Annotated in this window: 12 protein-coding genes; 4 read left to right on the forward strand and 8 right to left on the reverse strand. The window is 40.9% G+C overall.

Annotation, left to right across the window (positions count from 1 at the left end; all coding sequences use genetic code 11):
* The first annotated feature begins 106 nt into the window (after positions 1 to 106).
* Positions 107 to 1,831: a proline--tRNA ligase gene (locus CWC28_RS06205; protein ID WP_138624888.1), complete on the forward strand. Its 1,725-nt coding sequence runs from the start codon at positions 107 to 109 to the stop codon at positions 1,829 to 1,831.
* A 141-nt stretch (positions 1,832 to 1,972) separates the two neighbouring features.
* The gene (locus tag CWC28_RS06210) at positions 1,973 to 2,806 is read left to right on the forward strand and encodes a UDP-2,3-diacylglucosamine diphosphatase (RefSeq protein ID WP_138624889.1); all 834 of its coding nucleotides are present in this window, start codon (positions 1,973 to 1,975) and stop codon (positions 2,804 to 2,806) included.
* Here the strand turns inward: CWC28_RS06210 and CWC28_RS06215 are convergent.
* The 4 genes from CWC28_RS06215 to CWC28_RS06230 all read right to left on the reverse strand — a co-directional run bounded on the left by CWC28_RS06215 (position 2,803) and on the right by CWC28_RS06230 (position 8,814).
* Entirely contained in the window at positions 2,803 to 5,841 is a 3,039-nt protein-coding gene (locus tag CWC28_RS06215) for an ATP-binding protein (protein WP_138624890.1), read from the reverse strand. The genes CWC28_RS06210 and CWC28_RS06215 overlap by 4 nt on opposite strands.
* A 174-nt stretch (positions 5,842 to 6,015) precedes the next feature.
* Complete coding sequence (locus CWC28_RS06220; RefSeq protein WP_063705085.1) at positions 6,016 to 7,224, reverse strand: ABC transporter permease; 1,209 nt, start codon at positions 7,222 to 7,224, stop codon at positions 6,016 to 6,018.
* Entirely contained in the window at positions 7,217 to 8,005 is a 789-nt protein-coding gene (locus CWC28_RS06225) for an ABC transporter ATP-binding protein (protein WP_063705083.1), read from the reverse strand. The genes CWC28_RS06220 and CWC28_RS06225 overlap by 8 nt, the downstream gene beginning before the upstream one ends.
* Positions 8,002 to 8,814, reverse strand: a complete 813-nt coding sequence (locus CWC28_RS06230; RefSeq protein WP_063705081.1) for a DUF3025 domain-containing protein — start codon at positions 8,812 to 8,814, stop codon at positions 8,002 to 8,004. Before CWC28_RS06230 ends, CWC28_RS06225 begins: the two co-directional genes overlap by 4 nt.
* A gap of 110 nt (positions 8,815 to 8,924) precedes the next feature.
* On the opposite strand from CWC28_RS06230, the gene CWC28_RS06235 reads away from it, so the two are divergent.
* Positions 8,925 to 10,550 carry a M28 family metallopeptidase gene (locus tag CWC28_RS06235; RefSeq protein ID WP_105180859.1) on the forward strand — a complete coding sequence of 542 codons (1,626 nt, stop codon included), beginning with the start codon at positions 8,925 to 8,927 and terminating at the stop codon, positions 10,548 to 10,550.
* Positions 10,551 to 10,621: 71 nt separating this feature from the next.
* Complete coding sequence (locus CWC28_RS06240) at positions 10,622 to 11,794, forward strand: putative manganese transporter (RefSeq protein ID WP_138624891.1); 1,173 nt, start codon at positions 10,622 to 10,624, stop codon at positions 11,792 to 11,794.
* 51 nt (positions 11,795 to 11,845) lie between these two features.
* On the opposite strand, the gene CWC28_RS06245 is transcribed toward CWC28_RS06240, so the two are convergent.
* The 4 genes from CWC28_RS06245 to astE all read right to left on the reverse strand — a co-directional run bounded on the left by CWC28_RS06245 (position 11,846) and on the right by astE (position 16,930).
* Positions 11,846 to 13,405, reverse strand: a complete 1,560-nt coding sequence (locus tag CWC28_RS06245) for a dihydrolipoyllysine-residue acetyltransferase (RefSeq protein ID WP_138624892.1) — start codon at positions 13,403 to 13,405, stop codon at positions 11,846 to 11,848.
* Positions 13,406 to 13,413: 8 nt separating this feature from the next.
* Positions 13,414 to 14,391, reverse strand: coding sequence for an alpha-ketoacid dehydrogenase subunit beta (locus CWC28_RS06250; RefSeq protein ID WP_063705073.1), 978 nt, complete (start codon positions 14,389 to 14,391; stop codon positions 13,414 to 13,416).
* Entirely contained in the window at positions 14,391 to 15,605 is a 1,215-nt protein-coding gene (locus CWC28_RS06255; RefSeq protein ID WP_063705072.1) for a thiamine pyrophosphate-dependent dehydrogenase E1 component subunit alpha, read from the reverse strand. Before CWC28_RS06255 ends, CWC28_RS06250 begins: the two co-directional genes overlap by 1 nt.
* A 269-nt stretch (positions 15,606 to 15,874) precedes the next feature.
* Positions 15,875 to 16,930, reverse strand: a complete 1,056-nt coding sequence (astE, locus tag CWC28_RS06260; RefSeq protein WP_105174170.1) for a succinylglutamate desuccinylase — start codon at positions 16,928 to 16,930, stop codon at positions 15,875 to 15,877.
* Between the last annotated feature and the right edge of the window lie 72 nt (positions 16,931 to 17,002).

Consider the following 17,002-nt stretch of genomic DNA (forward strand, 5'->3'; position numbering starts at 1 on the left):
CACATAGCGCTTTAGTGTCAGTGCGTCCACTGGTAAACTTAGCGCCTTGTTACTACTCAAACGTCTTGAGTAAACGATAATAATTTTAACACTACTTGGAATAGAGATGCGTACCAGTCAATATATACTCGCAACACTTAAAGAAACTCCGTCTGATGCAGAAATTGTTTCTCATCAATTAATGCTACGAGCAGGCATGATCCGCCGCGTTGCGTCGGGTTTGTATACATGGTTGCCCTCTGGTTTACGCGTACTTAAAAAAGTAGAAAACATTGTACGTGAAGAGATGGATAAAGCAGGCGCTATCGAAATGTTAATGCCAATTATCCAACCAGCTGATCTGTGGGAAGAGTCTGGTCGTTGGGAGCAATTCGGTCCTGAATTACTGCGTATCAATGACCGTCACAACCGCCCATTTGCCCTTGGTCCAACTCACGAAGAAGTGATCACTGATTTTGTGCGTAAAGAAGTGAGCTCTTATAAGCAATTACCACTTACTTTATATCAAGTACAAACTAAAGTACGTGACGAAGTTCGCCCTCGCTTTGGTGTAATGCGTGCCCGTGAATTCACCATGAAAGATGCTTACTCTTTCCACTTAAGTGATGAGTGTTTAGAGAAAACTTACCAAGTAATGCACAAAGCTTACTGTAATATCTTCGAGCGTCTTGGTCTTGATTACCGCCCTGTTATCGCGGATACCGGCTCTATCGGTGGTAGCGTTTCACATGAGTTCCATGTACTTGCAGAGTCAGGTGAAGATGCAATCGCATTTAGTGATGCAAGTGATTACGCTGCAAACATCGAAAAAGCAGAAGCATTAGCACCGGCTGAAGAACGCCCAGCAGCAAGCAAAGAGTTAAAAGCGTTCCCAACGCCTGATGCAAAAACCATAGCTGAGCTGAAAGAACATTATGGTGTTAAACCTCATCGCGGTGTTAAGACATTAATCGTGTATGGTGCGCCAGATGAAAACGAACAACGTGGTTTAGTTGCCCTTGTATTACGTGGCGACCATGAGTTAAACGAGCTAAAAGCTGAAAAACACCCACTAGTAGACTCACCGCTTGAAATGGCGAAAGAAGAAGATATCGTTGCTGCTATTGGTGCAAAACCAGGTTCATTAGGTCCAGTAGGCCTTACAATGCCAATCATTGTTGACCGCTCTGCTAATGTTTTAGCTGACTTTGTTGCGGGTGCAAACAACGATGGCGAACACTTCAGTGGTATTAACTGGGATCGCGATGTAGAAAACTACCAAGTAGCCGATATTCGTAACATCGTTGAAGGCGACCCAAGCCCTTGTGGTCAAGGTACACTGCAAATCAAACGTGGTATTGAAGTGGGTCATATTTTCCAACTAGGTACTAAATACTCAGAAGCAATGAAAGCTGGCGTACTGAGTGAGTCTGGTAAAAACCAAATAATGACAATGGGTTGTTATGGTATTGGTGTTTCACGTATCGTCGCGGCAGCAATTGAGCAAAACAACGACCAATACGGTATTAAATGGCCACAACCAATCGCACCATTTGACTTAGCAATTGTTCCAATGAACATGCATAAGTCTCATCGTATTCCTGATATCGCTGAAACCCTATACAAAGGCTTGAAAGAAGCCGGTTTAGACGTGTTGTTTGATGACCGTAAAGAGCGCCCTGGTGTAATGTTCAACGATATGGAACTGCTAGGTGTACCTTTCACACTCGTTATTGGTGAGCGTAACCTAGACGAAAACAAGGTTGAGCTTAAAAACCGTCGTACTGGTGAAAAGTTAATGCTTGATTTAGACACTGCAGTGGCAGAGATCGCAGCATTGACTAAAGGCTAATTTAGTCAGCTCTACAAAATATAAAAAACCGCTTCGGCGGTTTTTTTGTTTTATTAATTGTCATAGATGTTTCGTTAAAGCGTCTTTTAACTGTCATCGTTCCTACCTAGCATTTACTTTATTACACCATGAGTAAATGCCATGAATAACAGTACTTGCAGTAGTAAAACCCACTATCCTGCCGTTTGGATTTCCGACGTTCACTTAGGCTACAAAGACTGCCAAGCACAGTACTTACTAGACTTTTTAAATGCTATTGAATGCGATGTACTGTATTTGGTCGGTGATATTGTTGATTTATGGTCAATGAAACGGCAATTTTTCTGGCACCCAAGCCATTACGATGTGCTAGCGCTTATTCAACAAAAAGCGAAAGATGGCACGCGCGTCATTTATATACCGGGAAACCATGACGAAACCTTTCGCCATTATGCTAATGATTCATTATTCGGTATCGAAGTACATAAGCAATATATCCATACCACAAAAGCCAATAAACGGTTTTTACTTCTACATGGCGACGATTTTGACTCAGCAACGCGTTACAACAAATTAATCAGTATTGCAGGCGATGCAGGATACGATTTTTTACTATTTTTAAATCGCTGGACTAATCGCATTCGCCGTTTATTTGGTGGTAATTATTGGTCATTAGCTTCTTGGATCAAAGCGCGAGTGCATAAAGCGCGCGAAGCGATTGATGCATTTGAAAAAGCGGCCATTCACGAAGCAAAAAAACAAGCCGTCGATGGCATCATTTGTGGGCATATTCATCACCCAACCGTGAAAGTGGTTGATGGCATCTTATATTGCAATGATGGTGACTGGATTGAAAACTGTACTGCGTTAGTTGAAAACAGTGCTGGCCGTATTGAGCTACTACATTGGAGTGAAACACAAAAAGTGATTCACTCTGCAGACATTAGTACACTGACACCTAAACCTGCATTTAATAAAAACCAAGATGCCGCTTAAGCTTTCAGCCACATTGAGAGCTTTTTGCGCAATGTGGCTTGTTTAATGGGCTTGGTAATATAGTCATTCATGCCAACACTTAAGCATTTTTCTCTATCGCCAGCCATGGCGCTTGCGGTCATCGCAATGATCACCACATCTTGATACCTTGGGCCTGTTTTACCTTGTCGGATTGCTTTAGTACAGTCATAACCGTTTAAGTTTGGCATTTGGCAATCCATTAAAATCAGATCAAACTGAGTATCACTGTTGTTTAATACCTCAAGTGCTTCTAGACCATCACCGGCAGACTCAATATGCACATGGCTATCTCTTAAAATCGCTTTGCTCACTTCAATATTGATCATGTTATCGTCGACAATAAGCACTGAACGAGCTGTTAAATCCAGCTCAATACGTTCCTTGTCATCAGGGGATTTACGCTCAATTACAGCGTCTTTATCATTGAACAACACAGCCAGTTTATAAGCCAATTCATCCGGGGTCACTGGTTTTGCTATAACCGTACAGTTACCTGGTAATGTTTGCTTTTGCTTAAGCGATGCCATTACACCTAAAATTAATACATGTTTATCTGGATAGTGTGATGCTAAACCTAAAACAGTATTAAAATCAGGGTGTTTGTGGTCGATAATCAGTAAGTCTAATTGTTTAAAGGCGTTTTCAGATACATCGGATAAACGTGTTATTGTAGGTCGTTGATGCTGGCATAGTGTTTCTAGTTGCAGCTCAACATTGCTAGCTAGTAAATCATAGTGAAGCGCACAGCCTACTTGTTTATCATTAAGTAGATTGATCTGATGTTGGCCTTTTGGCGATTCACTTATTGATACACAAATACTTGCCCAAAATCGGCTGCCCTGACCTTTTTCACTCTCTACGATAATATCGCCCCCCATTAACTGAGCGAGTTTTCGACTGATTGAAAGTCCTAAGCCACTACCGCCATAATGGCGCGTTGTACTTGAGTCTTCTTGTGTAAACACTTCGAACAATTTACTTTGGTTTTCTTTTGAAATACCAATACCTGTATCTTCAACAACAAAGCTTAGGCAAAGCGTATTGTCTGAATGCAGCTGCTCTTTTACCGTTAAGCTAACATGACCCTTGTGGGTAAATTTAAATGCATTACTCAATAAATTATTGAGAATTTGTTTTAAGCGGTGGCTATCACCCATCACGGTTCGCTGAGTGATAGCATGCGCATCAAACAGTATTTCAAGGCCTTTTTTCTGTCCTTGTACAGCCATCGACGTTATTAAATCACTGCACACTGAAACAACATCAAACGCGTGACTATCTAAATCAAGTTTACCAGCTTCTATTTTTGAAAAATCTAGAATGTCATTGATCAATGTCATCAATGAGTTTGCACTGGTATTCGCGTAGTGTAAGTATTGCATTTGCTGAGTAGATAATGGCTCTTCTTCAAGCATTTCCAGCATACCGAGAACACCGTTCATCGGAGTGCGGATTTCATGGGAGATATTAGCGACAAATTCACTTTTCGCTTTACTGGCCGCTAATGCTTCTTCGGTCGCCTTTTCAAGTTCTGCTGTGCGACTTTTTACTTTTTCTTCTAAAGTCACATTAAGCTTTTCAAGTTGATGTTGAGCACACTTTAGTGAATCGATATTGCGCAGTATGGCAGCTATTTGGTACTGCTGTTTTGCAGCATCAAAGACTGGTGCCATAGTGATAGAAAAGTAGTGTGTGTTTTGTTCGCTAATGTGGACCGCTTCAAACGAGCATCGCTGTCCCTCTTTTATGGCTTGTCCAATCCCTTGAAAATCTTCATCATTATAATTAAATAAAGTATCAAAATGGGTCGTTTGTTCTTTGATACCAAAAAATGTTTTTGCTGTTTCATTAGCATTACAAATAACGCCATTTGGCTGAACCATAATGATGGCATCTGTTGAGCTTTCAATTATTTTGCTGTTTTTTTCTTTTAAAAAACTGAGCTCAATTTTTCTGTTGATGTCACGTTGATAAACTATAAATAACATCATGACTGCAAAAATGATTAAGCATAATATGCCAATAAACCTTAATCGCTTTTGATGTATTTCATTGAGCAATGTATCTGTATTTATTGAAACAGCCAGTGTCAGTGGCTGCATTTGAACGCCATTGTTAAACTCAATAATTTTCTGAACATATAATTTTTCGGGCAAGTTAACTACATCAAAAAAATCAACGCCTGCCATTTGTTGTTCAGTGCTAAATTCTTCAGACAAGTAATGAGCATCATCCAGCTCAAAACTAAAACGGTATGATTCCTTTGGATGATAGATAAATTGTTGCTGCGCATTTAGTAAATACACTGACAGATTATCAGCGGTGTTACTGGTAAGCTTATTAAGCAAATCGGCTGCATAATAGTTGAGGATCAACACTGCAAACGGCTTACCTTCATTATCTTTTACTAATTTGGCTATCCGATATGTGCTGATATAAGGCTGTTGTAAACGGCCATTTTCACGATTGTAGTTAATGGGTGAAATGTAAATTTGGCCATTTTCAAGCTTTGCCGTAATTTGCATGTAATCACGTTGGCCTTTGTGTTGTAACTTGTCATCAGCCACTCTATAAGCCTGACCATTTAAACTATCAACCCGCACAACTTCTTTGCCATTATCAGCAATATAAATGTACCGAGCTTGTGCGAGGTCTTTATCTGTTGACATAAAACCAGTAAAGATTTTTGCTAGGCGGTCTTTCCATGCTGAGATAGGTGTGCCTAAAACGGGATCTAAATTTTGATCATTTGTAGCACGCATGATTGCAAGCACTGGCGGGGTTGAATCTAAGAAGTTAAGTGCTGAAATATTCTCTCTTAAACTTGTTTTTAATACACTTTCTTTAGTGTCGAGCTCTCGCTGCATCTGTTCAAAGGTGCGAGTGAACACATCTTCTCGTAGATCATATTCATATTTTACAGTAACAAAAATGCCCAATACTAAAAGAATACATAATGCCAGTATTGGTAATTTATGACGTTGATAGAAATGCGCTGAATGTCCAGAATCCATTGAATCGAAAGCCTTCTTTTCTACTCTGCATTAGAGTATAGGAGAGATTGATAGCAAAGGAGGAGTATACAGAAAAAATATTAATTAATAAGGACTAGCAAGCACTTAGATAAGCTCATAAACAAATAAAGCACCAAAATGGTGCTTTATCATTAGTTAAAATCAATAAATCGCTTATCTAAACAAGACATCTTCTTTATTAAACCATTTAACACAAAATGCGAGTAATGCACCTGCGACAATCACTGTCGCTAGGAAAATTAAACCCACAAGTGTGTAATCGACGGTGCCTTTAATGATTTCTTTTATTGCCAACGCAACGTTTGTCACAGGAATAAAAGCGGTTTTGCTCGTCAGTTCAACATTCGGCATTAAAGCAACCATAATTGGAAAAATGACACCCATGCTTAGTGGTGCCATGTAGTTTTGTGCTTCTTTAAAGGTTCGCGCATATATAGAAATAGCCAGCGCTAATGATGAGAAGATTGCAGCTATAGGCAATAACAACACAAAAATCAGCCCTAAATCTAATACCGTTAAAGAGCTAAATGCGTTTTTAACAACTGCTAAATCTACAAATGCAATGGCCACTGATATCCACACCCCCATACTGAGTACGGTAATGGTGGTTGTTGCAATTGAAGAAGCAAGCAAGGTTACAAACTTACCTAACACCAGCTGTGTACGGGTGATTGGTGTAAGTAGAAGGGTTTCGAGTGTACCACGCTCTTTTTCACCAGCACCGAGATCAATCGCCGGATATGTTGCGCCCATTAATACAAGAGGAATGAGTAGGTAAGGAATAAACCCACCAATTTTCTCACCCAGATTTTCACGTTTATCAGCAGTGTCGACCTTCACCACTTTAATAGGCTCAATAATGGCGGCTTGCTGCTGCTCTGATACACCAAAACTTAACAGCTTTGTCGTGCGCAGTTTATCGCCATACTCTTTTGCAAGCTCTTTTACACGGTCAAACAAAAAGTTAATTGCCTTAGCGTCGTTATATACAACTTGCCATTCGCTTTGCTTGGCATCATCTAGTGTTTGCTTTGCGTCTGACGGTAAATAGATCCCCATGTCGATGGTGCCTGCTTTAACCGCTTTGGTGAGCTCTTCTACCGTATTAAAGGTTTCGTCGCCTTTATATAAAGCAAAGCTTTTATGGTAAAACACCTTATCTGTAAACTCTTGTGCATAGTTACCATTAATAATGGCGTAAGTGTGGACCTCTTGTTCTGCCTCTAACGCCGCTTGTGAACTGATAAAGGCCATAATTGCAAATAATAATGGGAAAACAGCAACTGGTAATGCGACCACGAAAATCAATGTTTTACGGTCACGTAACAGCTCTCTTAATTCCTTTTTAAATACTTCAAACATTACGACTCTCCGTCAAAATATTCATAAACGCTTGGTTTAGCTCTTCGCTTTGACCCGTTTGTTTAAACTCATCTAAAGTGCCATCAAAGCAACTGATACCTTGGTTTATCACCGCAACACGGTCACACAGTAAGGCAACTTCATCTAAATGGTGCGTTGAGAAAATAACCGGTGTGCCCTGCTCTTTAAGGCCGCGAATAAAGTTAATTACGGTTTGTGTAGTCATAATGTCTAAACCAGTCGTTGGCTCATCGAGTATAACCACGTCAGGGTGATGAACGACTGCACGAGCAATATTGGCTTTTTGCTTCATACCTGTTGAGAGGTTTTCGGCGCGTTTATCAATAAAATTGTGCATATCAAGCAAGGTGAATAACTCGTCACAACGTGCTGCGACTGCTTTTTTACTCATGCCATGTAAGCGAGCAAAATACTCGACGTTTTCTTTTACCGTTAAACGACCGTATAAGCCTGTACTACCAGATAGAAATCCAATTGATTTGCGGCCAACCAAAGGTTTTTTAACAATATCGTGACCAGAAATGGTAATGCTGCCTTCATCGGGTTTTAAGGCTGTTGAAATCATTCTAAGAGTGGTTGTTTTACCAGCACCATTTGGGCCAAGTAAACCGAGTACTTCACCTTTGTTACATTGAAAGCTGACGTCTCTTACAGAATGAAAAAACTCTTTATCTTCACGGGGGTCTATGTTGTCCGTTTTATTTTTTTTATGATCTTTTGTTAGCTTAAACTTCTTTTTAAGCCCTGCCACTTCAATCATGTGCGTTTCCTTCGTTTCGGTCTAAAGTAATCAGTGTTACTGTAAAATTCTGGATTTTCATTGTCAGTCCACCATCCTGGTACGCCTAACAAGGGTAAAGGTGATAAATTTTTATTATCACGTAAACAATCATCGACTTTTATCATCTCATAAAGCCGTTGATCTAGATACGCATATTGCTCGCTTAAATCTTTACAAAATATGTCATTAGGTACAATTACAAATAATGCTTTACCCGTTAAACCAATATACGGCTGAGTAAGCATTTCGTAATTAGCATGACCAAACATAAATGGCCTAATACTTTTACCCCATTGTTCTCGTTGTTCTACAAAGGCCTGCTGCCATTGATGGTCGCGTAATTGCTGCTGCCAGCTTTGCTCAGTAATCGCGAGAACCACGCCGCATTCATCAAATAAAGTAAGCGCATTGCGGTGTTTACTACGCTCTTTTAGACCATGCAGTTTAATTTCTTCAATATGCTGATGATTGATCAAGGCTTTGGTTTTTGGGAATAAACACCAAATAAAGCCACCAAAAAGATCATGCCAATTTTGTTGTCTTGTTGGTACTTGCCCTGTCTCAAATATGATTTGCTCATAATAACGGGTTTCATCTGCAAACTTTTCATCTTCAACAAAACTAATCGCAGTGCCTTGTGACGTTTCGGCATTGAGGTATTGACTAAACCATTGGCAAGACGGCCAATCTGACAGTTTATCGATCTTAAATAGTGTTGCTAGGTCACTAAAAGCACCCGTTGTAAGGTATTGCGTTGACCATTGCTCAGGAGCAGTAAATCGTTTCATTGCTTAATTTTTAACTTCTTGATGTATTGTGGGTAGTTTACCGTAAAAACTGGTTCTCATTAATAGAACCTCATATACTAATGCCACCATAAAACAAAAAAAGAGCTATTATGAAACGCTATTTTCCACTCACAGTACTTGCAAGTGCCATTCTTGCTGGCTGTGCTTCAACAAGTATCACATCAAGTGATGTCGAAAAAGCCTATCAAAGCATTAACGCAGAGCAACTTGCAGAGCACATTAAAGTGCTTGCATCTGACGAGTTCGGTGGTCGTGCACCATCATCTAAAGGTGAAGAGCTCACGCTTGCCTATTTAACAGAGCAATTTAAAGCACTTGGTTTCGAACCGGGTAACGGTGATAGCTTTTTACAAGAAGTACCGCTTGTTTCACTTGAAGCAGACTCAAACATGGTTCTTAGCATTGGCGGTAAAGATTACCAATACAAAAAAGACATGGTAATGGGTAGCAGCCGTATTAGTGCAAAACAAAGTATTAAAGATTCTGAATTAGTATTCGTTGGCTACGGTGTTAATGCACCAGAGTACAACTGGAACGACTACGAAGGTTTAGACGTCAAAGGCAAAACTGTTGTGATGCTGGTAAACGATCCGGGTTTTGCAACTAAAAACCCTGATTTATTCACTGGCGATGCCATGACCTATTACGGTCGTTGGACGTACAAATATGAAGAAGCAAGCCGTCAAGGTGCAGCAGGTGCGATTATCATCCACGAAACAGCACCGGCTTCTTATCCATGGTCTGTAGTTGAAAACTCATGGAGCGGTGAGCAATTTGGTTTCCAAAAAGAAAATAACAACATGGATCGTGTGGCTGTTGAAGGCTGGGTAACAACTGATGTTGCTAAAGAGCTTTTCACAAAAGCAGGCTTAGATTTCGATACCATGAAAGCTAATGCGGCAAAAGGTGCTTACCATGTTGATATGGGCGACCTAACTGCGAGCGTTGAAGTAAACAACACAATCAAAAAATCAATTTCGTATAACTTTATCGCGACGTTACCGGGTAGCGAAAAGCCTAATGAGCACATCATTTACTCTGCTCACTGGGATCACCTTGGTACTGATAAAACCCGCAAAGGCGACCAAATCTATAATGGTGCCCACGATAATGCGACAGGCACAGCGGGTTTAATTGAAGTTGCAGAAGCATTTGCTACTTTACCTGAGCACCCTAGTCGCTCAATGACATTCTTAGCTGTTACTGCAGAAGAGCAAGGGCTACTTGGCTCAAAGTATTACGCTGCACACCCAGTGATCCCTGCGTCGCAAACGGTTGCCAACATCAACATGGATAGCTTAAACCTATTAGGTAAAGTAAAAGACATCAGTGTTGTTGGTATTGGTAAATCAGAAATGGATAGCCTGCTAGAAACAGCTGCAAAAGCACAAGGCCGTACAGTATCTGGCGACCCTAAACCGTCTTCAGGTGGTTACTACCGCTCTGATCACTTTGCATTTGCAAACATGGGTGTCCCTGCAATGTATGCCGGTGGTGGTAGTGAAGCTCTTGATGAAGAAACCGCAAATTATCGTAAGCGTATGAGCCTAGTGCTCCGTGGTTGTTACCATCAGCCATGTGACCGTTACCGCGATGAGTGGGATTTATCAGGTGCCGTTCAGGACCTTCAGTTATTCTATCAAGTAGGTTTTGATATCTCTGAACGTAAAGAATGGCCGACTTGGAATGCGACTTCAGAGTTCCAACGTAAATAAATACAAATGAGATTGATTTTCATTTAATTTAATAATACAGTGTAACCTGATTAATTGATAGGTTGCACTGTATGCTTTCATTGACACAAACGAGGTTTTTTCCACACAAAACGAGGTGTTATATTACGGACAATAAACGCTTATTTTTACCTCTTTTATTGCTAATAGCCCTAGCAATACCTGCAACCCGAGAGTTTACCCTACAAGCATTAAGTGATGCTTTTTTTCAAGTATCTGTGTTTGTTGCAGCCACCTTATTAATCTATTACTACCTTATTGATCGACTTCCTCAATTGCAGCTTAGCTATTTACGCGCTAAATCAGGCATTTTAGAGGTGGGCTTTGCGTCTATTTTAGGTGCTTTACCTGGCTGTGGGGGTGCGATAATCGTTGTAACCCAATTTACCAAAAAACAAGCTAGCTTTGGCTCTGTTGTTGCCGTATTAACAGCAACCATGGGCGATGCCGCATTTTTACTTTTAGCAACCCGCCCGCTTGATGGTTTATTAATGATGTTAATCGGTGTTGCTGTGGGTATTATTTGCGGTCAGATAGTTAATACCTTTCATAACCCCAATCAATTTCAACCTGATGAAGCAGGTGAATACAGCGAACAGCCACAATGCCAACCAAGCGCTTTGAAGTTTAGCCGACCTATTTGGAAATTTACCTTAGTACCAAGCTTAATTATTGCTTCTGTCATAGCGACCAACTCTGACCTGAGCGCATTTAGTCATAGCGTTAACACTGGCATCACCCTGTTTGGCTCAATCATGGCGTTATTTACTGTGGTTGTATGGGCACTTTCATCAAATGGCAGCAGCTATAAGCAAGTAACCAGTGAAGAAGCGCCTTGCACACCTCCTTCTAAACTCACGAAAGTGTTAATGGACACGCACTTTGTCACAGCTTGGGTTGTTGCCAGTTTTATGCTGTTCGAAATTCTCGTTAATCTAGTTGGCGTTGATTTAACTGCCTGGTTTTCTGAGTATGCTTATCTGGCACCGCTGGTGGCTGTGGCTATTGGCTTATTACCTGGCTGCGGGCCACAAATCGTTGTGATGACACTGTATATACAAGGTATTATTCCATTTAGTGCGATGGCAGCCAATGCAATTTCAAATGATGGCGATGCCCTATTCCCAGCTATCGCCTTAGCACCAAAAGCTGCACTAATGGCGACAGTGTATTCAACAATACCTGCGCTGTTACTCGGTTATGGGCTGTATTTTTACGGCATATAATCCGTAGCATTAAAAAAACCAGCCGAGGCTGGTTTTTTAATGCTTACTGATTTAGCTCATCGCCATCATCATTTTTGCAGGATCTTCTAAATAAGACTTCCACAAGTTGTTAAAGCGAGCAATTGTTCCGCCATCAATCACACGGTGGTCACCAGACCAACTCACTTGCATAATTGCTGCTGAAATCACATTACCTTGCGCATCAAAGCGAGGTAAATGTTGCAGCTTACCTAAAGCAACAATCGCTACTTCAGGTTTATTGATGATCGGGGTTGCAATTGTGCCACCAATCGCACCGATGTTAGAAATGCTAATAGTGCCGCCTTTCAAATCATCTGGTGAAACACGACCATCACGTGCCGCTTCAGTTAAGCGGGTAACTTCGTTAGCAACATCGACAATGCTCTTAGATTGACATGATTTAATGTTTGGTACGAGTAAACCAATCTTAGAATCAACGGCCATACCGATGTTATGATCATCAAAGTAAGTCAGCTCGCTACAATCATCATTCACTTGCGAGTTAAGTACTGGGAATTGCTTAATCGCTAACGACAGTGCTTTGATAAAGAACGGCATCATCGTGAGCTTAACGCCCTGTTGCTTGTACTGCTCTTTTAGCTCACTTCGCATTGCAATCAGTTTAGTTAGGTCAATTTCATCACAGAAAGTAAAGTGAGGAATTGTAGAAACTGAGGCAACCATTTGCTTCGCCATTGCCGCTTTAATGCCTTTAATTGGCTCAACACGACGACCACCAGCAGACGCTGTAGTTGATACAGGCTCTGCCGCTTTTGGCGCAGCTTGTTGTGATGCTGCTTGGCTTGGCGTTTCATTCAAGAAATCTTCGATATCTTGTTTGTAAATACGGCCATTTTTACCAGACCCTGGTACTTGCGTTAAATCAACATCAAGTTCGCGGGCTTTACGACGAACAGCCGGTGAAGCAACTGCTTTCTTATTAAGTTGTTTGCTAGAGTTTGTTGAAGCCGCAGGCTTCTGTGCAGGTTTAGTCGCTGCATTTGTTTGTGCTTTAACTACCGCTGAGCTTACATCTGGCTCTGCGCTTTGGCCGGCAATGCTCATTTGGAATAATGGGCTGTGAACCGCTGCAATATCGCCTTTTTGATAATAAAGCTTTTCTACTTTACCTGTGTATTTAGCCGGAATTTGTACCAATGCTTTGTCTGTCATTACATCACACACAGCTTGGTCTTCAACGATTTCGTCGCCTTCACTAACTAACCACTCAACAATTTCACACTCAACAATACCTTCACCGATATCTGGTAAAATAAAGTCTTCTAAGTGTTCAGCCGACCCTGTTGTAACTGCTGGAGCTTGCATTTGTTCACTTTGTGTTGGTGCTTCGCCATCAACATCCATCGCAAATAGTGGCGCATGAACTTTTGCAATATCACCTTTTGCATAATAAAGCTTACTGATCACACCATCATGAACAGCAGGAATTTGCACAAGCGCCTTGTCGGTCATAACATCACAAATAGGCTGATCTTCTTTTACTGACTCGCCCTCTGCCACTAACCATTCAACAATTTCACACTCTACGATGCCTTCGCCGATATCTGGCAAGATAAAATCTTTAGACATACTGACTCCTAAAACTCTACTGATTGCTTAATCGCAGCAAGCACTTTAAGTGCATCCGGCACATATTCTTTTTCAAGTGCTAATGGGTATGGTGTATCTAAACCACACACGCGAGCAATTGGCGATTCAAGGTGTAAGAAACACTCTTGTTGAATTGTTGCAACGATTTCTGCACCAAAACCATTGGTAATAGGTGCCTCATGGCTAACCACTAAACGACCCGTTTTGGTCACTGATTTAGCAATAGTCTCAACATCCCACGGTAAAATGGTACGTAAGTCGATTACTTCACAACTAATACCTTGCTCTGCTGCTTTTTTAGCGGCATCTTCGATGATTTCCATCTGCGCACCCCAAGCAAGTAAAGTAACATCAGTGCCTTCTTGTACGATTTCAGCTTTACCAAGCTCAATGCTGTAATCTTCTTCTGGTACTTCGCCAGTTGATGCACGGTATAAACGTTTCGGCTCAAAGAAAATAACAGGGTTATTGTCTTTAATTGAAGCACGTAGTAAGCCTTTTGCTTGATACGGGTTACGCGGTACAACCAACTTCAAACCCGGTGTATGAGCAAAATAAGCTTCTGGTGATTGAGAGTGATATAAACCACCCGCAATACCACCGCCGTAAGGGGTGCGAATTGTTAGGTTGCCAACATTAAATTCATTACCACTACGGTAACGGAATTTAGCTGATTCATTCACGATTTGGTCAAATGCAGGAAAAATATAATCTGCAAATTGAATTTCGGCTAATGCCGGCGCACCAAATGCCGCTAAGCCATTGGCAAAACCTAAAATACCTTGTTCTGTTAATGGTGTATTGAACACACGGTGCTTACCATATTTTTCTTGTAAGCCGGATGTAGCACGGAATACACCACCAAAATAACCAACATCTTCACCAAAAATACAGGCATTTGGATGCTCTGCCATGGTGATATCAAGGGCAGAGTTAATTGCATGAAGCATGTTCATTTTAGCCATTACTTTAATCTCCCTGCAGTTGTTGGATAAGCATCAGGATGCTGCAAAATATGCTCTTTTAATTGTTCGTATTGTTTTTGCAGTGATGGAATTGGCGTATCGTATACGTCAGAAATAAGCTCTTCTAAAGCAGGTTTTGCAACCTTCTCTGCACGCTTAAGAGCCGCTAAGATCTCTTCACGAATAGCTTCTTTATCTTTAGCGTCTTGCGCCTCGTCTAACCAACCTTGCTTTAATAACCATTTGCGGAAACGCTCGATTGGGCAGCCTTTATGTTTCGCTTCTTCATCTTTACTACGGTAACCGCTTGGATCGTCACTTGTAGAGTGAGCACCTAAACGATAAGCAATTGATTCAATTAAAACAGGTTCACCTTGAGTGGTAACAATCTCACGGGCTTTTTTGGTTGCAGCATACACAGCAAGAGCATCAGCACCATCAACACGGATTGTTTTAATGCCATAACCGACACCACGTGATGCAATACCATCGCCTTTAAACTGCTCTTCTGCAGGTGTTGAAATCGCATAGCCGTTATTACGTGCAAAGAAGATAACCGGTGCTTCGTGAACTGCGGCCATATTTAAACCAGCATGGAAATCACCCTCAGAGGCAGCACCTTCACCGAAATAACAAATAGTGATGTTATCAATTGTGCTATTTAACTCGCCAGTTTGGGCATCGATATGACGTACTTTTTGACCGTACGCATAGCCTGTTGCTTGTGGAATTTGTGTACCAAGCGGTGATGAAATGGTCATGTAGTTAAGTTCGCGAGAGCCATAGTGAATTGGCATTTGGCGGCCTTTACCTAAATCTTTTTCATTTGAGAACATTTGGTTCATGAATTGGTCAAGACTAAAACCACGATAACGTAGAGCAGCTTGCTCACGGTATTGGGCCATGATCATGTCGTTTTGATCAAGGGCTGCTGCTGATGCAGTTACAGCCGCTTCTTCACCTAAACATTGCATGTAAAAGCTTACGCGACCTTGACGCTGTGCAGCCTGCATACGCTCATCCAGCGCACGAATAAAACGCATTGTCTCGTATAAACGGATTGCTGTTGCTTTGTCGATATCAGGTGCGGTTGCACCTTCGTAGATGTCGCCTTCCTCATTAAGAATGCTTAATGTAGGGATCGTTAATGCGTGACCATCAATAAATGACAGTTCATGATTAATGTTTAGCGATACGTTATTTGGATTACTCATAACCTACCTTCTTTCGTTGTCAGAAACCTACGCCACTGCCCTTATTTGTATTTTTATCAGCATAAGCTGTAAGGATAAAGTTTGCGCAATATTCAATCTAATTAAATTAAACTGCCGTCACTTTACGTTAACGTAAGTTGTTATTCAACTAATCATAGACGAATAGGCGCTAAATGGCTAAAAACGCATGGAAAGTTAACTATACAACAAAATAAAACCTTAAAAGTCATACAGTTAACTTAATTTAGGTGGGTGTTAATGCAGAGATTTTAAATAAAGTTGCTATCAACTTGCATTGGGATAACGGTAAGCAAAGCGCGCTGACCCAAGGCCACATCTGCGTTTGGGAAGATAATTGCTTCACCGTCTACATCCGCTTCATATCTGGTCTGACCATCTACAGCTAATAATTCCCCCTTCGCAAACCCGGTGAAATTTTCAACATCATCAGCAAATGGAAAGCTAAAATCTTCTGAAGTACGGTTTATTGTTCTATAAACTGAAAACAACTCAAAGTCTTCTGCATTGAATTCTTTGTATTGAATCGATTCTTGGCTAATTAATGCAATTAAAGTTTGTTCGGTTTTCTCAAATCGTGACATATCGTTTTCACCAAATGGCTTTACTTGGCCTAGTTCAACAGTAAACGAATCAGCGCCATGTACAAACGATGAGTAGTAACTAAAGGTGGTAGCTGCAGATTTCATCATTAATACTGTATTTACGCCACAGCTAAGTAGAAATTGCAGTTGTGATTTTTTCCATGGTTTACCATGTAAAAAAGGATACACTGCGAACTTTTCATTTTTAGAGCCACGAATTGCCGTATGTAGATCATAATGAAAACGCTCACTCCCCTCGCTGCCTCTAGCAAAGAAATCAGCAACCACATCTTCAAGTAGCTTTGCACGCACTCGCTCAGGGTTTGAGGCAATACCTTCTATAGTATGATGACCATTAAACAAGCGGTTTAAGTTTTCATCGACAAAACGTTTACCGATATTAATTGATTTAGGATTACCATAAATAAACAAAACACGCTGCTTTAGTTCAAGTTCGTTTGTAATGATTGACTTGATTAATTGATCGCAGATCTCAATTGGCGCAGTTTCGTTACCATGGATAGCACTTGAAAGCACAATATCTTTGTTTGTTTGCTGTGTTGGTTGAAACTCAATGATACCCGTATCATGAATTGTGACCTCTGTGCCATTTTCAAGGGTGAATGACGTTGGCTCAAGTGAAAATTCATTGTTGCGAGTGAGTGTTAAGAAGTCGCCGGTAGATTTTAATTCGTCAAGATATGAAGGGGTTGAATAGCTCATTGTTCTATCCTAAAAATGCGTGAGAGTAGAATACAAAAACGGCTGATAATATCAGCCGTTTTGATAGATGAA

The organism is Pseudoalteromonas sp. S4492 (genome assembly GCF_005886115.1).
Taxonomy (GTDB): Bacteria; Pseudomonadota; Gammaproteobacteria; order Enterobacterales; family Alteromonadaceae; genus Pseudoalteromonas; species Pseudoalteromonas gelatinilytica.